General features: G+C 31.8%; 19 protein-coding genes and 2 pseudogenes. 3 read left to right on the forward strand and 18 right to left on the reverse strand.

Annotation, left to right across the window (positions count from 1 at the left end; all coding sequences use genetic code 11):
• Positions 1-4 precede the first annotated feature (4 nt).
• The 9 genes from KO172_RS00710 to KO172_RS00750 all read right to left on the reverse strand — a co-directional run bounded on the left by KO172_RS00710 (position 5) and on the right by KO172_RS00750 (position 10,683).
• Positions 5-631: a TetR/AcrR family transcriptional regulator gene (locus KO172_RS00710; RefSeq protein ID WP_215491689.1), complete on the reverse strand. Its 627-nt coding sequence runs from the start codon at positions 629-631 to the stop codon at positions 5-7.
• Between the two features lie 188 nt (positions 632-819).
• Entirely contained in the window at positions 820-1,113 is a 294-nt protein-coding gene (locus KO172_RS00715) for a hypothetical protein (RefSeq protein ID WP_251320099.1), read from the reverse strand.
• Between the two features lie 345 nt (positions 1,114-1,458).
• Entirely contained in the window at positions 1,459-3,354 is a 1,896-nt protein-coding gene (locus KO172_RS00720; protein WP_215491690.1) for a recombinase family protein, read from the reverse strand.
• Positions 3,355-4,015: 661 nt separating this feature from the next.
• Positions 4,016-4,432: a sigma factor-like helix-turn-helix DNA-binding protein gene (locus KO172_RS00725; protein ID WP_215491691.1), complete on the reverse strand. Its 417-nt coding sequence runs from the start codon at positions 4,430-4,432 to the stop codon at positions 4,016-4,018.
• A gap of 261 nt (positions 4,433-4,693) precedes the next feature.
• Entirely contained in the window at positions 4,694-4,927 is a 234-nt protein-coding gene (locus KO172_RS00730) for a hypothetical protein (protein ID WP_000908215.1), read from the reverse strand.
• A 12-nt stretch (positions 4,928-4,939) separates the two neighbouring features.
• Positions 4,940-6,961 carry a ferrous iron transport protein B gene (feoB, locus tag KO172_RS00735; RefSeq protein ID WP_215491692.1) on the reverse strand — a complete coding sequence of 674 codons (2,022 nt, stop codon included), beginning with the start codon at positions 6,959-6,961 and terminating at the stop codon, positions 4,940-4,942.
• Between the two features lie 3 nt (positions 6,962-6,964).
• On the reverse strand, positions 6,965-7,189 hold the full coding sequence (locus KO172_RS00740; RefSeq protein WP_002416391.1) for a FeoA family protein: 225 nt from the start codon (positions 7,187-7,189) through the stop codon (positions 6,965-6,967).
• A complete protein-coding gene (locus tag KO172_RS00745) occupies positions 7,176-8,924 on the reverse strand; it encodes an ABC transporter ATP-binding protein (protein ID WP_002841636.1) in 1,749 nt (582 codons plus the stop codon). The genes KO172_RS00740 and KO172_RS00745 overlap by 14 nt, the downstream gene beginning before the upstream one ends.
• Complete coding sequence (locus tag KO172_RS00750; RefSeq protein WP_215491693.1) at positions 8,917-10,683, reverse strand: ABC transporter ATP-binding protein; 1,767 nt, start codon at positions 10,681-10,683, stop codon at positions 8,917-8,919. The genes KO172_RS00745 and KO172_RS00750 overlap by 8 nt, the downstream gene beginning before the upstream one ends.
• Before the next feature lie 216 nt (positions 10,684-10,899).
• Here KO172_RS00750 and KO172_RS00755 point away from each other — a divergent pair, with 216 nt between their 5' ends.
• The 3 genes and pseudogenes from KO172_RS00755 (at position 10,900) to KO172_RS00765 (ending at position 13,825) form a co-directional block, all read left to right on the forward strand.
• Positions 10,900-11,871, forward strand: coding sequence for a helix-turn-helix transcriptional regulator (locus tag KO172_RS00755; RefSeq protein WP_000376298.1), 972 nt, complete (start codon positions 10,900-10,902; stop codon positions 11,869-11,871).
• A 263-nt stretch (positions 11,872-12,134) separates the two neighbouring features.
• On the forward strand, positions 12,135-12,491 hold the full coding sequence (locus KO172_RS00760; RefSeq protein ID WP_215491694.1) for a plasmid mobilization protein: 357 nt from the start codon (positions 12,135-12,137) through the stop codon (positions 12,489-12,491).
• Between the two features lie 2 nt (positions 12,492-12,493).
• A pseudogene (locus tag KO172_RS00765) lies at positions 12,494-13,825 on the forward strand (relaxase/mobilization nuclease domain-containing protein).
• 25 nt (positions 13,826-13,850) lie between these two features.
• Here the strand turns inward: KO172_RS00765 and KO172_RS00770 are convergent.
• The 9 genes and pseudogenes from KO172_RS00770 to KO172_RS00810 form a co-directional block, all read right to left on the reverse strand.
• A complete protein-coding gene (locus tag KO172_RS00770) occupies positions 13,851-15,533 on the reverse strand; it encodes a coiled-coil domain-containing protein (protein ID WP_215491695.1) in 1,683 nt (560 codons plus the stop codon).
• A complete protein-coding gene (locus tag KO172_RS00775; protein WP_215491696.1) occupies positions 15,533-16,561 on the reverse strand; it encodes a DUF4297 domain-containing protein in 1,029 nt (342 codons plus the stop codon). Before KO172_RS00775 ends, KO172_RS00770 begins: the two co-directional genes overlap by 1 nt.
• Before the next feature lie 20 nt (positions 16,562-16,581).
• On the reverse strand, positions 16,582-16,686 hold the full coding sequence (locus tag KO172_RS08285; protein WP_445080630.1) for a helix-turn-helix domain-containing protein: 105 nt from the start codon (positions 16,684-16,686) through the stop codon (positions 16,582-16,584).
• 318 nt (positions 16,687-17,004) lie between these two features.
• Positions 17,005-17,196 (reverse strand): type II toxin-antitoxin system YafQ family toxin, encoded by a 192-nt coding sequence (locus KO172_RS00785; RefSeq protein ID WP_374047634.1) that lies wholly within the window; start codon positions 17,194-17,196, stop codon positions 17,005-17,007.
• A 77-nt stretch (positions 17,197-17,273) separates the two neighbouring features.
• A complete protein-coding gene (locus KO172_RS00790) occupies positions 17,274-17,546 on the reverse strand; it encodes a type II toxin-antitoxin system RelB/DinJ family antitoxin (protein WP_215491697.1) in 273 nt (90 codons plus the stop codon).
• A gap of 253 nt (positions 17,547-17,799) precedes the next feature.
• Positions 17,800-18,263, reverse strand: a pseudogene (tnpA, locus tag KO172_RS00795) (IS200/IS605 family transposase).
• A gap of 86 nt (positions 18,264-18,349) precedes the next feature.
• Positions 18,350-18,535 (reverse strand): hypothetical protein, encoded by a 186-nt coding sequence (locus KO172_RS00800; protein ID WP_445080624.1) that lies wholly within the window; start codon positions 18,533-18,535, stop codon positions 18,350-18,352.
• A 259-nt stretch (positions 18,536-18,794) separates the two neighbouring features.
• A complete protein-coding gene (locus KO172_RS00805; protein WP_215491698.1) occupies positions 18,795-20,543 on the reverse strand; it encodes an ABC transporter ATP-binding protein in 1,749 nt (582 codons plus the stop codon).
• Positions 20,543-22,312, reverse strand: coding sequence for an ABC transporter ATP-binding protein (locus KO172_RS00810; RefSeq protein ID WP_215491699.1), 1,770 nt, complete (start codon positions 22,310-22,312; stop codon positions 20,543-20,545). The genes KO172_RS00805 and KO172_RS00810 overlap by 1 nt, the downstream gene beginning before the upstream one ends.
• Positions 22,313-22,378 lie beyond the last annotated feature (66 nt).

A 22,378-nucleotide genomic window follows, 5' to 3' on the forward strand; every position in this document is an offset into this window, starting at 1 on the left:
AAATTCAATACCTCTTTATAATTTCATCAAATATCTTTCTCCAACCCGCCCCAATAAATTCGCCGAGCATTTTTATGTATTCGATTGTCTCCTCTTTGCTATATCCTTTTTCAACCACTAATTTAAAAGCACTAAATTGTTGATTCATTAAAAGCTCTACCAAATCTAATTTCATCTCACTTATATTCGGATCTATATTTTCCCTTATAAATTGTTTTGTTATGGAAATTTTATTATTCATCATTTCACGAAACATTCCTTCTACAGAACTGCCTTTACTTGAGCAAAGTATTAGTTTGCACTCCTCGTAATATTTAAATAACACATCTACATATCCTTTGGTTTCTTTCTGAATGCTACGCAAAAAATGATCAAAGTTTTTATCTACGCAATATTCCCTATACGAGTATTCGTTCTCTTTTCTTTTCACACTTATAGCTTCTAAAAATTCTTTTATCAAACTATAAAAAAGTTCATCTTTCCCCTTATATCTTGTATAGATTGCTCCCGTTGTAACTCCCGCTCTTTTAGCAATATTGCCTATTGTAGCAGCCTGAAATCCATATTTCAAAAACTCTATTTTAGCAGCTTCAATGATTGGTTTATCAAGTTCATGGTTTCTATTTGCCATGTCCATTCCTCCATTCTTACAAAACTTTAATTTTAATAGTATAATCAATAATCGAATTATCAATAATGATATTATTTATTATACATCATTTAGTGTTATTTAGCAATAGTTGTAAGATGTTTTTTTAGAAAATTTACTGATTTACATATTTATTTATATTAAATAAAATAGTCGGTGCAGTTTTAAAACTACGCCGACCACAAAGTCATAATTTTTTCCATACTAGCTTTTTTCTTTTTTAAATATCTGTAATTATACTCTCTCTTCTTCTCTCTCTTTTTCCTTAGCTTCTCTAGTTCATCAAGTTCCTCTTGCGTAAGTTCCTTAGGTTCTTCTTGTGACAATTCAAACTTGCCAATAAAGTTCAAAGCCAGAATATTTAAGAGGATTTTAAAAGATAAACTTAATTTAAAACTCGGAAATTTCCAGATTTTAATTTTTGATAGGTTGTAACGAATCCTTACTCCCTTTTTAAATTCCATTACATAGCTTTTTATTCTCAACCTAATGAAATTAATCTTTATTTTTTTCTTTCTAAAATTATTCTTTCTTAACTCAATATTACTAATATTTTATAGTTATTCTCCGATTTTTGGATTTCTAGAAATCTGTTATTAGAAGTTCTTGAATTTCGATTTTCGGAAGTCTGGACTTCTACTTTTCGGAAATTAGATTTTGTATTATTAGTATATTTTAAATTTATATGTACTCACTTCCTAGAAAAAAAAGAGCAGCCTTATTTAAGCTACTCTTGTAGAAAGTATAAAATGGGTTTTATTTTATTATATTTTTCTTTGTGTCTCCTCATACCAGTTGCAAAACTACTCTTACGTCCATGTAATTTTTTTGGGTCTTTTTGACGTATCCTTCTTCATCTTTATCGAAGACAAAATGCTTATAACCTCATTAAAATGCAGGATTTCTAAATTTACATCTTTTGTATCAACACTATAGTCTCCACATGTGTTGTCAATAGGATAGGAATACAAATTATTAACCTCGTCGCTTGAATGAGGATACAATTTGTTGTCAGTTTCCTCATTAACTTCCTTGGCATTTTTTCTTCTGCTCTTGAATAATCTTCCGTCCTGAGAATCTTTTTTTCCAGTCTTATATATGATAGTAATCATTGCAGGATCAATTTCACCTTCATCGTTAGTTCCCCCAATGATGATTTTATCTACTATACTTTCAAATACTGCCCTATCAAATTCCTCAAGATATTTATTGGACTCAAGTAATTTTTTAAACCCCTCGAGCCTTTTCTTCAACGCTTTTTCATCAGTGAGTGTTACTTCTAAAGTCCTTTTTTCTGCAAGTAATTTCTCTTTACTAATAGCTATTTCATTATACTTATCCTGATATATATCCATGCTGATTGACTCATTCAGCCTTAACTCAACAAGATCCTTTTCTTTCTTTAGTATCTTATCAAGTTGATTTGTTATCTTCTTCAGGTCTTTAGCTAAACTGTTGTCTTTCAATTCTTCTTCCACAGTTTTAAGGAATTCATTAGTAATTTCAACATTATTGTGGCATACCTGACGATAACTTTCCATGAATGCTTTTTCTATGGCTTCTTCTTCAATCCCTTTACTATGCGGACAATACTTCTTTCCGTTTTTAGTAGCATTGACACACTGCCATATAACTTTTGTATACTCTGAACTCGAATGCCAATTTCTTCTTGAAAGATTATGACCACAAAATCCGCATTCAAGCATACTGCTAAAAGCATATTTTCTTGAATACTTTTCTCTCTTACCGCCATTATTAGCAACGGTATTTCTGTTTTTTGACCTTCTTAATCTAATACCTTGAGCTTTTTCAAAATCTTCTTCCGAAATGATTGGCTCGTGATGGTTCTCTATATAAAACTTATCCTGTTCTCCGAAATTATCCAATCTTCTCTTTGAAATAGGATCAACCGTATAGGTCTTTCCCATCATAAGATCCCCTTTATATTTCTCATTTTTTATGATTCCTAAAACTGTTGTTTCCGTCCATCTTTTATTTCCTCTTGGCGATAAATATCCTTGTTCTTCAAGTTCTCTGGAGATTACCATACCGCCAACACCTTCAATATATCTTCTGAAAATATATCTTACAATCTCAGCTTCTTTTTCATTGATAGAAATGCTTTTAGTTTCCGGATCATAGTCATAGCCTAAACACCCTTGAAAGCCTACCATTTCTCCTCTTTCCATCTTCATTCTCAAACCTTTTTTGACATTGGCTGAAATGTTCTCTACTTCCTGTTGCGCAACTGAACTTAAAATTGTTAAAAGCAACTCTCCGTCCATTGTTAAGGTGTTTATGTTTTCCTCTTCAAAAAAGACCGCAACATTAAACTCTTTCAACTTTCTTACATACTTTAAGGTGTCTAATGTATTTCTTGCAAATCTTGATATAGACTTTGTAATTATCATATCTATATCGCCGTTCATACAGTCATTTATTAATCTTTGAAAGTCAATTCTTCGATCAACCTGTGTTCCTGTTATCGCCTCGTCAGCATATATTCCGGCAAGAGTCCACTCTTTATTTTTCTGTATAAATTCTGTGTAATGTTCTACCTGAGAATTATAGCTATTAATCTGATCTTCAGTATCCGTACTAACTCTGCAATAAGCTGCCACTCTCTTTATTGAGCGTTGAACACACCCTGATGCAGTTCTTTTCAGTGTGGTATCACCTTTAATAACTTTAACATCCTTTTTCACTGCACTGCCTCCTTTTTGTATCTTTCTATGCAGTTCTATTATACCACACTTGCAAAACATTATAAATATAATTCTGTAGAGATATTATACTTTTTTCATCAGCTTTAGTTTTATCTTTTTATATTCAATATCACTGAGCAAGTGCTTAGAAAGTAACATAGACAGCATAGATAATTGGAGGCTATATCTTAATAGTTCATTATTCATTCTAAATCCTCCTCATATAATTTTATCTAAAGTTTTATGACATTAACGGGTGCTTAGGATAAGCAACATTGGAATCTCACCACCGCCCCTGTTAAGATGAGCCGGCTTTCACTAAAGAAGTATCATTATCATTACTTAGGTCATCGCTCGCAAAGTTATCCTCGTTCTTTGCTTTAAGAAAATTTATTTATCGCTCGTTTCCTTCTATCCTTGTCTTTGACAGTATTCATTTAAACCGAATTTCTTCAGCAGGAAAGTCATGGCGTAAATTCCTTTCGCTCACTAAGTAATTAAAAGTCCCGCCATGGTCTATTCAGTTTTCAAGGAACAATAGCCTAACGGCTTTAAGAGAGATTCTCTTCAACTTTATTGTTTTCATCACTTCTTTAAAAAAATATAAGGACAGATCTCCCTTCAATTTATAAAGGAAAATCTGCCCCCATCTACAAGGCGTTTACTTTATAAATTCTTTCAAAAGCACCTTTAGCTTTTTAAGAATATTGTTTTTTCGCCATTGTATAGCTTGATAGCTTACTTTCTTACTTCTTGCTACACTCGATAATGTTTCATCATTAAAATACAAACGCTCTATGATGTCCCTTTCTTCATCATTCAGCCTTGACATAGCCTTTCTGACTGTTTCAATTAAGATCTGAGTTTCAATTATTTTTTCTACATCCACACTTTCATCAGCAAGGTTATCCACAAAATTCCCGTCATGATCCAATGATGAAAAAAAGAGCAAGTGGTTTTTCTTGTCCACCTGCTCTAAATACTTTTCGTGTTCTTTTTCTCGCCAGTAGACTTTATAAATATCTTCACTGACTTTTACCTTTTTCCCTCTGACATAAAGGTAATACTCTTTTGCCATAAAGTTTCCTCCATTTCTTTTTTTGTCTGCGTTTTTAGACAAAAAAAGGAGGACTTCTGCACATAGGCATAAAAAGTCCTCTAAAATGAACGAAACCCGTTCTTTCCTTAATTGTATTTAATTGTTTAGACGAGTGAGTATATGAAAAGACTGACAGATATAAAGTCTATAGAAAAAAGGGCTATTTTTATTGCGACTTATTATTTGAAATAAACATATAGACTTTCCCATTTTATTCCTCCATTTATTTACCGTTTATTATCAATCTTTTACAATCCAAATATCATCTTGATTAACAACACAATTCGAGCATCCCGAACATTGACTTTGGCATTTACTTGTTGCAGACCTTTTAGTTTTTACCAAATATCCATTATTTTCGAGATATTCAATTTTCATTTTTACACTATCTAAATCCTCACCTGTCAGTTCAGCAAGTTCTTGCAAAGTGCAAGTCTTTTTCTTTTTCAATACTTCTAATAGTTGTATAAGCATACTTATCACACCTTAAAAAATCAGTAGTCCAATATGATATGCAACACAAGATATAATTAGAGCCGATAATATATAATACAGTGCTATTTTTATCGTCCATTTTTTTGAATGTGTTTCTTGTGCAGTAGCTGCAAGAGCCATTAAACAAGGCATATTGAAGAAAAAGGCAAAAGTAAATGCTAAGGCTTCCGGCTTTGAAATCATTGTCAACATATTATTGCTTAGAATAGCGGTATCTACTGTCCCTTTAACCTCAACTGCATGCCATATTCCTGAAGAAGTAAATAATGATGCCATTACTCCAAATGCCGATTCTTTTCCCATTGCAGAAGCAACAAAAGCCATAAATAATTGCCATGGTAACCCAAACAATTTTGTTACAGGCTCTATAAATGTTCCTACTTTATAAATAAGGCTGTTAGCTATATTTCCATCAGGCGTATAGGCAAGAATCCAAAATATAACAGAAATAAGGATAATGATACTCAATGCCCTTTTCAGTACATTTCCCATCCTATTCATTACAGAAGAAAGTAAATTTTTCCAATGTGGCTTGTGATATGGTGGAAGTTCCATAATCATTCCAAAATGTTCACTTCCCTCATAAAGCGATTTTCTAAAAATCCTATATGTGATTAGTAAATGTAGAAAAGCAACTGCAAATAGGCTTAATATCACAAATACTGCCTGTTTTCCGAAGAATGTTCCTGTAACAAGCCCGACTACTCCCCATGTTGACCCGCAAGGGACTACCCAAGATAATGCAATCGTCATAACCCTCTGTCCCCATGAATCAATTACTCTCGTTCCTGTGATTCCACCTATATTACAGCCGAAACTTAACAAGAACGGCATAATTGCTTTTCCTTGCAATCCTAATTTCGACATAGTGTTGTCAAAGACATAGGAAACTCTTGCCATATATCCTACATCTTCCAAGAATCCAAATACTAAGCTAATTCCCAATACATAACTTGCCATTTGCAATGCAAAAGTAATTGCAGTCATTACAGCTCCACACAAAAGTGAAATCAGCCAATTTGATACTCCAATGGCGACAAGCCCCTTTGCCAACAATGTTGATATTTTAGGTATAACAAACCCGAACAATCCCATTAGCGGAAAGCCGATAAGCATGGAAACAATCAAACCTAAAATGATAACTCCGATAGCCATAGGTTTTCCGAAAGCTTTACTTGTGGCTATACGATCAAATTTGCTTCTCTTAAATACTCTCTTTTTCTGAATAACATTTGCATTGATAAGTTTATCTATCCAATCGAATTTGCAATTACCGGTTATCAGATTCCCATTTTTGATGCCTCTTAATATATCCTCTATTTCTTTAAATTTGTATTCATCAACATTATCTTTTACCAATTCGATTACTTTCACATCTTGATCGAATAATTTCCCGACAATCCATGATTTTGAAAATACGCCTATCCCTTCATCAGGAATGTAATTTTTCAGCAATTTATATTTATCTCCGGCGACACTTTCATATGCTCTTTCAAAATTATTGTCTGCTAAAATCCTTCCGCTGTCTGAACGCTCCAGAAAAACATAAAACTCTTTGTATTTCTTTTTATCTGCCGCAACGATAGGAATGACAGGTATATTCAAGGATTTTTGTAACCCCTTTATATTTATATTTTTCCCTTGACTTGTAGCAACATCCATCATGTTCATGATTAAGACAACCGGAATATTTATTCCAATGTAGTCAGAGAGCATAAATAGACTTCGATTTAATTGTGAAGCATCTGCCATAATAGCAATTAAGTCTGCGTTCCCGGTTTCTATATATTCTCTTGTTATAACTTCTTCCTCTGAATTTGCTGATAAGCCGTATGCACCGGGTAAATCTACAATTTTGTATTGGGTGCCTTTATGTGAAAATTCACCTTCTTTTTTCTCAACGGTTTTACCGGGCCAATTTCCAACATGTTGATTTGAGCCTGTCAACCCATTAAACAAAGTCGATTTTCCGGAATTAGGCTGCCCAAGCAAAGCAATCGTTATTTTCTTCATATCTCAAAGTACCTCCATCATTATTTTCTCTGCCTCTATCTTATTGACAGCTATCATCGTATCTCTACAATAAATGAGAATAGGTTGCTTTTTATAATTCTGGATAACTTCAACATCGCTTCCGACAGTTATTCCGATAGATATTATTCTGCTTTGAAAATGTGTATCACCAATAATTTCAACAACTTTACCTTTTGTCTTTTCTTTCAAAGTACTAAGCCTCTCCATAACTATTCTCCTTTATCATCCACTTTTTCGCTCTTTCCTGTGTATTTACCATTTCATAGTAATGTCCTTTTTTTCCATAAAGTTCATTATGATTTCCTTGTTCTTCAATTCTTCCGTTATTTATCAAAATAATTTGATTAGCGTTTTTAATGGTATTCAATCTGTGAGCAATAACAAAAACTGTCTTTCCTTGCATTAAATGCTCCAAAGCATTATTGATTTTAGCTTCATTATCAGGATCAAGAGAAGCTGTAGATTCATCCAACAAAAGAATTGGTGCATCCTTCAGAATCGCTCTTGCAATAGCAATCCTTTGTCGTTCACCGCCGGATAATGTACTTCCTCCATCTTTTATTTCCGTTTCATATCCATCCTTCATTTTCAAAATAAATTCATGGCAACAAGCTAATTTTGCAGCTTGATAAACTTCTTCCTTTGTTGCATTAGGTTTTCCAACCCTGATATTGTTATAAACAGTATCGGTTAACAGTACATTATCTTGAAAAACCTGACTAACATATTTAAGCAACACATCAGGTTTTATGGATTTTATATTTTTTCCACCAATTATAATTTCTCCACTATTTACATCCCAAAATCTTGCAATCAAATTAGCGATTGTAGTTTTTCCTCCACCGGAAGGACCAATTAAAGCTGTAGAAGTTCCTTCTTTTGCTTCAAAAGAAATATTGTTCAGAATCGTTTTATTTCTATCATATGAAAAATTTACATTCTTAAATTGAATATCAAAATTTTCTAATTCAACTTCATTTTCAGAATAAGGCAATGGCTTCGTTTCATAAGCTTTCTCAAGATTACTTGCAGCTAATTTCAAATCTTTCAATAGTCCATAGGAATGTTGAAAGGCAATAAGAAGTGCAGATAATGCTAAACTCATAAGCATAAAAGCCACAAACTGTTCAGTTCTAACACTACCATCTATAAGCAAATATCCTCCTATAAGAAGAACTATCGGAAGCAAAAAGTTAACTGTGATAAAGTACATACTTGTAGGTAACGCCATTTTCTTTTCTGCGTTTACGCTTGTCTTTCTAACATTTTCAAGTGTATTTATCATTCTTTCAAAATGTTCACTTGTCATATTAGCTGACTTAAACGCTTTCATACCTTGAATGTACTCTAAAATAATAGAAATCATCTTAGAATTTAAATTTCTTTTTCTTGCCCCGTATTTTTCTATCAATTTGTTGCCCCATATCAACATAGGATATGCGATAAGCAATACTAAACACTCTAATAATGCGAGCTTCCAATCGATAAAAAATGTGCCTAATAAAATCAATATTGCTGTAACTGCCGTTTTAATAACCGATGGCAAGGTGTGCGTTATGATCAGTTCAAAACTACTCAAATCTTTTGTAAGAGTTGATAATAGATAACCACTACTATTTTTTTGGAAATGACCAAGGCTCAAACTCCTATAATGATTTGCTAAATCCAAACGCATATCTCCACACATTTCAGCTCCTCTTGAAAAGCTCAAATAGTATGCATGCCTATAAATCAGTATCCTTGCAATCATACTGATGAAACATATTACCGTATATTCTATGATTAAGGTTTTAGTTAATGTATTTTGCAATATATTAACAACGGTAAAATAGAGCATTAAATACAAAACAATGCTTCCTATCGAATCAATAACCATTAGAAAAATCGGTAAATACAATTTTTCTTTTTTATCTTTCAGAAGTGTTCTAATAATCTTAAGCATTTGCACTTACCCCCTCTCCAAAGTAATCTTTTGTGTATGTATTCCACATACTTTCATAGACCCCTTTTCTTTCTAAAAGAGTTTTATGTGTTCCAACCTCTACGACTTCCCCTTCATCAAATACAACAATTTGATCTGCATTCTTAATAGTATGCAAACGATGAGCAATCATAATGATTGTTTTATTTTTCAACAAGTTTTGAAGTGCTAACTGTATCTGATACTCATTTTCTATATCTGAATAGGAAGTTGCTTCATCAAAAATAATAATTGGAGAATCTTTGAGTATTGCCCTTGCGATTGAGATTCTTTGTTGCTGTCCACCTGACAATTTCACCCCTTGATCCCCGATTCTTGTCTGATATCCATTCGGTAAACTCATAATAAAGTCATGAATTTGTGCTGCTTTTGCAGCCTCGATAATCTTATTTTCATCTGCATCTGTTCCCATACGAATATTCTCATAGAGAGTGTCCTCCAAAAGAAATACATCTTGAAAAACAAATGATGTAATATCCATCAAATTATCTATTTTTAATTCATTGATCGGTATGTCGTTAATTTTAATTGCTCCACTTGTTACATCCCAGTACCTCCCAATCAATTGTGCAGCAGTTGTCTTGCCTGCACCGGAAGGTCCCACAAAAGCATTTATTGTATTCGGTTTTAAGGATAAATTTATATGTTGTAATGCTTTATTTTTTGTTTCTTCATCGTCATAACTGAAAGTAACGTCTTTAAAATCTATTTTCATACACTCATTCTTGTTTATGATTTTTGTTCCGTCTTTCAATTCATCCATATCCATTATTTTTTTTATGTTATCCAATCCGCTTCCAAGCTCCATAGATTGCATAAAGATTGTTACCATATTTAAGAACGAAACAAAAAAGCACATTGTAAGCATAATAAATAGCAAATAGGATGTTGCTGATAAAGAATTTCTCAAAAAGAAATATCCTCCGAACGGCAATGTAAATAAGATTGCTGAATCCAAAATCACTAAAGTTATTGATAAAGGATAGCAAGAACTCACACACATCTTTTTCCAACAAGTAATATACGCATTCAATGAGCTTCTATATTGTTCAAATTTTTCTGCTGTTAAATGATACATTTTTATTACAGGCATAGCCTTTATAAATTCGTTTGCCGAAGCATTTAAATCAGCAATATCTTCGGATAGCTCCGTTGACATATCCGGATAATTTTTTATTAGCATCATAGGAATTCCTAATCCCAAAATCATAGGAATAAGCATAACAAGTGCCATCATCCAATTTAATTTCAACATGAAAATGAACATAATAACCGGAACAACTGCTGCCTGAGCTAATTCCAAAGTGCTATGAGCCAAAAAATTTTCAACTCTATCTACATCATCAAACAACAATGTTTTAATTTCTCCGGGGGCATGCTCTTGAAAGAATCCCAAATTAAATTTTGAAATATGATTTACAACTTTCAGCTTAATTCTGTGTATTGTGTTAAAAGCTGCTGTATGAGATAAAATGCCCGCAAAGGACATTAGTATTGCTTGCAAAACAGCACTTATAATTCCTATACCTGCCCACATTAAAATTTCTGTATACGAAATATTTTTCTGGAATATCATTAGTAATATCTTATAAACTACAAAATAAGGAACTAATGATAAAGCCGCAGAAATGACAGATAAAAACATTCCTAAATGTAGCTTTTTTCTCTCATTTTTTGCTAATTGGAATACATAAGATATCCCTGTCTTCTTTTTTTCCATTAGTTATTCCATCTCCTTTCCTGACCGTTAGCTATATCTAACTAACTACATTTATTATAAAGCTAATTTTTTATAACTCAAAATCTAACCACGAATTTCGGTATTTCTTGTAATCCCTTTATTTGTAAGCTTTTCATCAGTATTTCTATTTACATTTTTATAAATTTGTGATATAATTAAATAAATTTGTGATATTAAAAGAGGTGAGCAGAATTGATGGATAGAACAGTTATTGATTATTTAACAAACTTAGTACATGACGCTCCTTTTATTCCTGTTCCAACTTTATCAACTGAAAACAAACAAATCTTTCAAATAGATCCCCATTTTGGCAAAGGTACTTTTCGCATACTAAAATTTGACAGCAGTTTAATTCTAATTTTAATCGCTAACTTTACTCCAAACAAAACACTTGAAAAAATAACTGAAGTATCTGAAAAGTATTTAGAGATTAGTCAATTTGAAACAGAAAGTAGCTCATTTAAAGTTGGTGGAAGGAAGTTAAATAATGTAGAAAAAGGTATCTATTGCTACTTAAATACAGAAAAGAAAACTTATACCTATTGTGAGGCAAATAAGCCTGTAAAGTTTACGAAAATAATCTTAACCAAAGAATACTTTGATACTTTCTTAAAATTAAAATATGATGATTTTGAATATGAAAAAGCAAAGATTCTCAATTCTTATTTGTTAAAAACTCAAAATTCTCCGCAGTTGAATTTTATATTTCAACAGATAAGAGAATCCCAAGCTGAAGGAAAGATTTTGCCTTTATATTTGGAAAGCAAAGTTATGGAACTATTATCTATCATAATTACAGAGTTAGAAGAAAAGGAAAAAAATATATCCGTTGTCTTAACTAAAAAAGATAAGCAAAATCTGAAAAGGGCTGTATCGGCTATGAAAAAAGATTTATCGGTTCATATTGACGGACTTGAACTCTCTAAAATTGCTTTAATGAGTCCTGCACGATTTCAATTAGCTTTTCGCAAATACTACGGTGTTCCTCCCTACGAGTACTTAAAAGAATTAAGGCTTAATAAGGCATTATTATTGCTGAAAAATCCTGAGTATAAAATATCTACGATAGCAGAAAAAGTTGGCTATACACACACAGGACATTTTGCTAAAATATTCAAATCAACTTATGGTATCACACCAAGTAAATATAGAAGTACAATTACTTAAACTAATATTAGAATTCAATATGTGCTTAACGCTTGCTACCATGATCAGTCTTTTGTAGCAAGCACAGTAAGTGTACGGACACTTACGAAAAAATTGACGAAGCAGCCCTTTGGGATCTGCTTCTTTTTTTATCAATTTTTAACTTGTACCCTCGCCTAATAGTTTCATCAATTCGAGCAAACTCTCATTGGAAACTATTGGCTGGGGCAAACTTTTAGGGAGAACCCTAAGACCCCGAAATACACCTAAAGGAGGAAATACCTATGGCAAATAGAATACGAAACGAAAGACTTGAAATTAAACTAACCGAAGAAGAAAAGGCTCTTTTTGAAGAGAAAAGAAAACTTTCAAAGTGCAGAAATATGAGCCATTTCATCCGCAAATGCGTTTTGGAAAAGGAAATTTATCAAGTGGATTTAGAGCCTTTCAGAGATTTACAAGGCTTACTTTCTAATGCAACAAACAACATCAATCAGATTGCAAAGCGAGTAAATTCGACAGGTGTAATCTACAAAGAGGACGTCAGTGATATAAAAAAAGAGATTGAACATTTCTCAAAAGAGCTGTGGCAAATTCATTCACTACTTCTGAAAAGAACATCTGAAACGGAAGGTGAATAATAATGGCTATTACAAAAATACACCCAATAAAATCGACTCTTAATCTTGCTATCGACTACATTGTAAATGGAGATAAGACAGACGAGCAGCTTTTAGTAAGCACTCATAAATGCCACGAAGCAACTGCTCACACTCAGTTTTTAAGGACACGAAATGACGCAGGAACAAAAGGAACCGTTCTTGCAAGACATCTCATTCAATCATTTTTACCGGGAGAAACAAGCCCTGAATTGGCTCACCAGATTGGTATGGAGCTGTGTAAAAAGATACTCAAAGATGAGTACGAATTTGTCTTATCTACTCACGTAGATAAGGGGCATATCCACAATCACATCATCTTCAATAATGTAAATATGGTAACAGGTAGGTGCTACCAGTCTAACAAGAAAAGCTACCACCAAATCCGTTATCAGAGTGATAAACTGTGCAAAGAAAATAGCCTATCTGTTATTGACGAGTTTTACGAAAGCTATAAGAAAAAATACAAGACTAACGGTAAATCTTGGTATGAGAATGAACAGGCAAAGCGTGGTACTTCTTGGAAAAGTAGACTTCAATTTGACATTGACAGAATGATTAAACAGTCTAAGGATTGGGACGAATTTTTAAAGAAGATGGCTGATCTTGGCTATGAAATCAAATACGGTAAGCACATTGCTTTTAAGCCCAAAGATAAGGCGAGATTTACAAGGACTAAAACAATCGGAGAAGATTATACCGAAGAAAGATTAAAATAACGAATTGCAGAAAGAGAGTTTATCAAGACTCCCGACGTCAAAAAACGCATCGGCAATGTTATTGACATGAACACCAATGCAAAGGTAAAGGAAAGCAAAGGCTACGAATATTGGGCAACCAAACATAACCTTCATACAATGGCTGACTCTGTTATTTATATCAGAGAACATGGCATTAAATCCGTTAAACAGCTTGACGAGTATATTCAAAAAGCAGCCGATGAAAGGCAAAATATACAAGAGAAAATCAAGTCTATTGATAAGGAAATGCAGAAGCTTTCTACCACTATGGAGCAAGTTCATACCGTTAAAAAATACAGAGCGTGCTACAAGGAATATACTGCTAATCCGTCTGACAAGGCATTTTTTGAAGAGTACAAAGCTCAGATTACCCTATATGAAAATGCTCTCTCAGAGCTTAAAAAATCTTATTCCAAGCTCCCAAATTCAAAGGATATTTTAGCTGAGCTTGATAAATTACAAGAAAAAAAGAACACCCTTATGCAAGAGTATTCTTCCTCAAAATCCACTATGGACGAGCTTTATAAGATACGAAAAAATTACGGAATTTATATGGGTAAGGAGATGGAGAGATAGCCATCTCCTAATAACCCCTGCTGTATCAAGCATCATTCATACGTTGTAAAAGCTCATAATTTTGAACATACATCTCACTATTTAGTAAACTATATTTTTCATTTTCTAAAACTTTTATATTTATATTCGAATTGATGCTATAGTCTTTTTCTGAAAATCCTATTGCCGAAACAATTAACTGACTAAATTGATCTGCTGATTCCATAATATACTCGACCAATGCCTGCTTCTTCTCCTGGTCTGTTTCCACATTATTGGGACTATCAAATACCATTGGAAATGTTGTTCCGTCAGGATTAAATTTCTGTTTTAAATCATTGAGTGTTAGATACCATATAACAGTTGATAATGGTTTATTGCTTCCACTTGCACAAAAATTTTTAGATAGTCGCTCATAGCTGTCACTTTCCAACTCATTTAAATTGAATCTTATCTTTAGTTTGTCAATCAAATAATAGTAATTTTCATCAACAGATTTGATTTTATCGTTAACACTTTTAAATTCCTTCTTTAGTGGCTTCAAATCCTCCTTTGTACTATCTATAATTCTGTAATTAATCGCCAAATCATTATTAATCTCATCGATTAGTTTATTTAATCCTCTAAACTTGATATAATCCTTGATTTCCCTTTTGTTTTTACAAATCTTTTTATCATGTTCCTCCAAAGCCATAGCCAAGTTTGAATATACGCCCTCATTTTTCAGTATTTCGTCTTCAATATGGGCATTTTCTGTTTTTATTGCATCTTTCAGACTAAGAGCATTGTCAATATGATTATACCTCTTACTCCTTAATTCCAAAGTTGAATCTAAAACAGAATGACATTCAGGACAAACTTTTGACTTTAAAATGGTTTTTATTTCCTTTTCTTCTTTTGTCTCAAATTTAGATATTTGAGATAAAGTGATATTCTGTTCAACTAATTGATTTCTCAAGTCAACAAGCTTATTTCTTACTGAATTCATTTCATTAATCAGCGATGAATATTTTTTAGTTTCTATATTAAGCTCATTTTCTAAGGCGCTACTTGTTTCCGGACATGAAAAACCATCCAAAATTGAATTGGTTCTGTCTTTCATTTTAATTAGTTCTTCAATTTCTTCTTTCTTGCTTTTAATTTCAAGTTCCAATTCTTCTTTGTGTTTCACAAGTTCGAAATATTCTTTATTGTAAATGCCCAAATGTGAGTAAATAACATTAAGTTTAAAATTACTGAACTGAGCAAGACTTTTAAACGAATTAAATTTTGTACCACTGTATTCATCTTGATCTAAAAAATTCAGCAAAAAACTATATGCAGGTGGTGCTATTACTAATTTATTTGTATTTTTTTGCGGTAACCATATAGAAAAATTAAATAAATTGTCAAAAAAATATGCTAACTCACTTCTGTGAATAGTAGTAAAAATTAGATCACCTTTTAAATTAAATATTTTAAATAATTTTTGAGATCTATAAATCGAAAAATCTTTATCATCCACCTTAAAAAATAATATATAAACCTTATCTTTTTCTCCCCACTTCGAGTCAAAGTGAGAATCTGCACCCAAGGCATGGTACAAGCTCCTTAATAAAACTGATTTCCCTCTATCTGTTCCGTCTATACCACTTGATGTAATAATATTAACTCCTTTTTTAAATTCTGTCGAATAAGCCTCTTTTTTTACAACATCAAATATATATATTTTGTCAAATATAACATTCATTATAAGATTCCTCCTGAAGCATACATATAATAAATCATTATGTATTGAACTGATTTCATATCATTAGTAAATTCCACATCAAAATCGTCATTAAATAATTTTGATATTTCTTTTAAATAATTTTCAATATCATCTAATGAATCCTCATGTTCTGCAATATAATTATAGATTTTTATTTTTATTAATCTTAAAGACTCACTTTGCTGTATTTCAAGTATATTACCAAGCGCTGTATTATATCTTCTTCGCTTAGCAAATGGCAGATTGTTTATATACTCCTGTGTTTCATTGATTCCATTTTTAGATTCTTTTTTATGTGCATTTAACATTTTATCAAATTCACTTCTCGTAATGCCTTTATTTTTTACAACATCTGCATAAGTACCTAAATCAAATTCATAAGAAGCTTTTTCTTTAACAGAATCAACGACCAGTCTATATAATGCATTCGGATTTTGAGGTTCTTCGCCTTTAATATCCACAAAAGACTTTACTAATTTCCCTCTAATAGAATCCTCTGGATTTAATAAATCCATGTTATCAAATATATAAAATACATTATCTAAGCACACTGTGTTTAATTTTAATTCTGCACACAACTTTTCCCTAACATCATCAAGTACATCTTGATCTAAATCTCCAAAACATTGCTCAGGAAAATCAATTTCCTTATTTTTGATTTTAAGTTGTTTATTACACACAATTGCTAATTTTATATTGTAGTTTGGTGAGTATAAAGCATATAATTTTCCTAAAATAGAGTTGTTCTCATTCTTGCCTTTCTTACATAAATTATTCGAATTATAATTACCACTTTTTTTCGTCTTAATTTGGTAAAAATCCAATTCATCATCTTTATGTAATTCAATATCACATTTAAAATCAAAAATTATCGTATATTCATTATTCGCTTTATGCTCATCTATTATCTTACTAATTCCCCATAGTAATTCTAATCTAAAGCGATTTTTAGCGATACTTCCAGATAAATCTTTTGGTAGGTTCATATAGTACTTTTCTTTATCCATAATTAACCTCCTTTCAAAATCTATTTATCAATTCTTATACACTCTACTATTTCCTCAATATCACAATCCAAAGCATTGCAAATTCTAAGCAAAACATCTGTAGTTACATTTTGCCCATTCTTCATTTTGTAAAATGTACTTTTACTCACTTTTGCCTTTTACATCAATTCATTATTTATTATATTATACCATTAAATATCGGTTTAATATAAAACGTTCTCTTTAAAAGAACATTTAAATTTATAAACAGTAGCATATTAACCCATATTATCTAATAATTAATATTTTCTTGTCTATGATTTGCTAGACAGTATCCATTAAATTACATCTCATTAATTCTATTTGAAATAATTATCACTACTTCAATAACCTTATTAGAGGTCAAATCACCAATATACTTATTTTCAAGATATAGGTCATAGAAGTCTCTCATTCATATTGTTTTACTTAAACAAATCTGAGTGTAAGCCTGTTCTTACTAATGATAATATTAAAAACTCTCCTATTTTTTCATATATTAATAAAAAATCGGGCTCTATATGACATTCTCGAGTCTCTTTGTAGTTTCCAGCTAATGAATGGTCTCTATATTTTTCATCAAGAGTTCCATCCTTTGCTATTTTTTTCAATAACATCAAAGAGCTTTTTAATATCTTTTCCTTGCTTTTTAGCCTGCTTTAGGTCTTTTTTAAATCTACTTGTAAACTTTATTTTATACTTCAAGGGCTTTCCTCAAGTCATCCATATTATCATAGGATTTCACATTCGTATCTTTAGCTATCATTCTTCCTTCTTCAATCGCTTTTATAGTTTCACCATCTGGAATATCAAGTTTTAAATCAAAAGGAATGCCACTTTCTCTAATACTTGCCCTTAAAAACATGTTAATTGCAGTGGTCATATTTAAACCTAAACTGGAGTAGATTTTTTCTGCTGCTTCTTTTATTTCTTTATCTGTTCTTATATTCAAATTTGTTGTAGCCATATCCTCATCTCCTTTGACCTTATTATATGTCAAAGTTCGTGCTTTGTCAATACATTGTCATCATTAAATGTTTTTACATTTTATATAACATATGTAACGAATCCTTACTCCCTTCAATCATAACCACCAGCGTAGCCGGTGGTTTGCTCTGCCCCTGCAAGGGGCTTTTACCTGCTGTGCACCTTGTGCACGCTGAAAGTCTACCACTTGCACTACTTTCTCAACTGACGCTAAAGCGCCTCTTTACTTCTTTTTACTTATTTGTCTTTTCTCCAGTGAATGGATCTATATATTCTTTAAGACTTATTTGATCTTTTGTAAAATCTTCTTTAAGTTGATTGCGTATATACTCTTGTATCTTTTTAGCATTTTTCCTGCTGTATATACGTAGTAGCCTCTGCACCAGAAATTTCTGTTGCCATATTTATATTTCAAACTGGCATGTCTATCGAATATCATTAGACTACTTTTTCCTTTTAAATATCCCATAATTTCTGAAACACTATATTTTGGTGGTATTTTTACTAACATATGAATGTGGTCTGGACACAGTTCTGCCTCTATTATCTCTATTCCTTTTCTTGACAAAAGGTCTCTTAATATTTTTCCTATATCTTATTTTATTCTTCCGTAAATTATTTGCCTTCTATATTTTGATGCAAATACGATATGGTATTTACAATCCCAAGTTGTATGTGATAAAATATTCTTATCCAATTGGATTAACTCCTTTCTGATATTTATTGTAGTTTGGTAGACTATTTTTATTATATCATGAAAGGAGTTTTAACTTGAAGCTAAAGCTACTGATTCCCCCAGCATAGCTGGGGGGGGTTATTGTGGTCAACCCACAAGAAAAGCAGGTGGTTTTTTCTGTCCACCTGCTCTAAATACTTCTCGTGTTCTCGTTCTCGCCAGTAGACTTTGTATATCTCCTCGCTGACTTTAACCTTTTGCCCGTTGACATAAAGGTAATACTCTTTTGCCATAAAGTTTCCTCCATTTCTTTTTTGTCTATTTGTTTTTCAGACAAAAAAAGAGGACTCCTGCACTTAAGCATAAGAAGTCCTCTAAAATGGAAGGAACTTGTTCTTCCTTTTAAATGTATTAAATTGTACTGAATAGTGTTTGGAAAGCTGAGCAATTATGAAGCCTATTGAAAAAAAGATTATGCAAAATATTCTGGCTTCCTTCTATAATAAATATAAAAATTTTTTAATTTTCAACCCTCCATTCCTTACAGCTAAATTATGAAATACACCATCCTTCCGCTGATTCTTTTATGTTTATAAAATTTTTATAAATACCATCTTGATTAATCAGCTCAAGATGATTGCCTTTCTGAACTACATCACCATTATCAATAACCAATATCTGATCTGCATCTTGAATTGTTGCTAATCTATGAGCAATAACAATTACTGTTTTTCCTTTTGTTAGTGAGCTTATTGCATTTTGAATTAAATGCTCATTTTCTGGATCAACACTTGCTGTAGCTTCATCAAGTATTATTATTGGAGAATCTTTTAAGATAGCCCTTGCTATTGAAATTCGTTGTTTTTCTCCTCCCGACAAGGTAGCCCCGCCATCGCCTATAATAGTGTCATATCCATTTGGTAATTTTGAAATAAATTCATGGCAATGTGCTTTTATGGCTGCATTTATTACTTCATCATCAGAAGCATTTGGATTGCCAAATAAAATATTATTTTTTATTGTGTCATTAAATAAGTACACTTTTTGAAATACCATTGAAATATTCTTCAAAAGATTATCACAGGTTATATCTTTGATATTTTTGTTTCCAATTGTTATGGTTCCGCTATTCACATCATAAAATCTTGCAATCAAATTACAAATCGTTGTTTTCCCACTTCCAGAAGGTCCTATAATAGCTGTAGTACTCCCTTCTGGAATATCAAAAGATATATTATTCAATATTTGTTTTTTATCATACGAAAAACACACATCAGAAAATTCTATGTTATATTTTTTTAATTCTATATTCTGTCCATTTTTGTCTATAATATCTGCTTTTTCTATCTTTTCTAATTTATCCAATGTTTTATTAACAACTTCTATTACATGAATTGCGTTACTTAATGGCTCTATTTGGCTAAACATAACAAACGAAAACATATCCATCATAAGCATTATGTTTAAATCCATTTTCTCAAGGTATGTCAAATATGCACTAATTGCTATAATTCCAACTGATGTAGCCTTTAATGCAAATTGATGTAAACAATTGTATGGACAATTTTCAAACTCAATTCTAATATTTACATCTTTATGATTCTTATAAGCTCTTTGAATTCCTTCTATTGATACTCCCTCTTGTTTAAATGCTTTTATAGTTTGCATTCCTCTTAAAAACTCAATTGTATTTTCTACTATACTATCTTGAGCCTTTTGATGAATCGCAGCATTTTTATCACTAATTTTAGCTGCAATATATAAAAATAGAGCAGATATAATCACACCACTTAATGCAATAACCCCTGCTAACGGGCAATAGATTAGTAAAAATAATATCATTACAAATACTGTAATATATCCATTCACAACAGTATTAATCATGTTCATAGAGAACATTTCTATAAATGATAGATCTGTAGTTACAGCAGAAGATATTTCACCCATATTGTTGCTATTAAAAAATCCAAGTGAAACTCTTTTAAAGATATTTCCAAGACGAATTCTCTGCTCAGCTGTTGCTTCACAACCAACACTTTCTTGAGTACTGGCTCTTAAATAAGAAAATAAAAACCTTCCTCCGATTACGAGAATCATCAAAATAAAAATGTAAACTATTTGAGCATTGTCAAATGTTTTAATGCCTTTATAATCATCAATAACTAAACCCAACCCATATGTCGCAAGCATGATTGGCATGGAAGTAAAAATACTGTTGATAAAAGCATAGATAAACCCGACATAAATCCTTTTTTTATACTCTCCTGTCCAATTGATAAGTCGTTTTATCATTCCAAACATTACAATTCCCCCTTCTTCTTTGAATTAGCCGACCAGTTTTTCGCTCCGATATGAGATAACCACATGTCATGATACAATTTGCTATTCTGTAACAATTCTTCATGATTACCAATATTCTCAATCTCCCCATTATTTAAAACCACTATCTTGTCAGCATTTTTGATTGTGGATAATCTATGGGCTATTACCAATAACAATTTTCCTTTAGCCAATAACGACAAGGATTGTTGTAACTTATTCTCATTTTCCGGATCAGTAAATGCAGTTGCTTCATCCAGTATTACTATTGGAGAATTTTTCAATATCATTCTTGCAATGGAAATTCTCTGTTTTTCTCCACCTGATAACTTATTCCCTGCATTACCGACAATAGTATCGTATCCATTTTCTAATTTTTTTATGAACTCATCGCAATGAGCCAATTTTGCTGCATTAAATACTTCTATATCCGAAGCATCAGGATTTCCAAGGCGGATGTTTTCTTTAACAGAACAATTAAACAAATAGGTGTCCTGAGTAACAAAACTAATTAATTCATTCAATTTTGAAATAGGTATATCTCTAATATCAACTCCACCTATTAATATACTACCTTCATTTGTATCCCAAAATCTTGCTATTAACCTTGCTATCGTGCTCTTGCCACTCCCAGAAGGACCAACTAAAGCAGTAAATTCATTTTGTTTAAAAATACAGTTTATATCGGACAATACTTTATTATCCAAGTTTCCACTATATGCAAATGAAATATTTTTAAGTTCAATTGTATGATCATTTATCTCAATATCATTTTTTGAATCACTTAAAACCGGTATTTCAAGTTGACTACTTACATCATGTAAAGCATATTCTATTGCCTTAGCCTCATTGATATAGTTTGTGAAATTCATCATAGGTCCCACAACACCTAATGATAAAATCAAACACATAACCAAATTTTGGGGAGAAATCTGCCCATTAACATAAAGAATAAGTCCTATTGGTAATACACCCAAAAAAGTCGATGGAAGAACAGAGTTTCCAAAATTCATGTATTTCCAAACACTTTTATACCATGCTAAAGTCGAATTTCTAAATGTTTTAATTGCATCAACAAATTTACTATATGAGGTTGCTGATTGATTAAATGCTTTAATCACTTCAATCCCCTCAACATATTCAACAATAACACTATTTACATAATTACTCGTTTCCATATATTTGGCATACTCAGAGTTAAAGTTCTTCATCATTATCATATAAGAAGTACCGGCAATCGGTACTGTAATCAGCATTGCTAACGCCATTCTCCAATCAATAAATGTTAAATATGCAAATACACTTATTGAAAGAGTAATATTAGATATACATTCCGGTATTACATGTGCTAAAGGAAGTTCGATTGTTTCTACTCTGTCAACTATTACACTTTTAAGCTTTCCAACAGATTCTCCCATTACATAGCCAAGCGGTGCTTTAACAAATGTCCTTGCCAAACTAAGCCTGATATTTTCCAATATGTTATATGCAGACAAGTGTGATAATGTAGTTGAAATTCCATGGAATAAGTATCTGACAGCATATCCTGAAACCGCCGCCAAACAATAATATGCAACCTGACTTAAAGAAATACCCCCATTAACAAATAATTCAATTATTTTATATGCACACCAATATGGTACAATTCCCGCAAAAACACCAATAATAGCACAAATTACTGATAATAAAATTTTCCATTTGCATTGAACTGCAAATGAAAGAGCTATTTTTATCCAACTTTTCTTCTTCATTACAACTACCCCTCCTAAAAAAATAAAATAGAACCATGATTTTGTTCATAGTTCTATTTTATAGAT

It is taken from the genome of Fenollaria sporofastidiosus, from assembly GCF_943169635.2.
Taxonomy (GTDB): domain Bacteria; phylum Bacillota; class Clostridia; order Tissierellales; family Peptoniphilaceae; genus Fenollaria; species Fenollaria sporofastidiosus.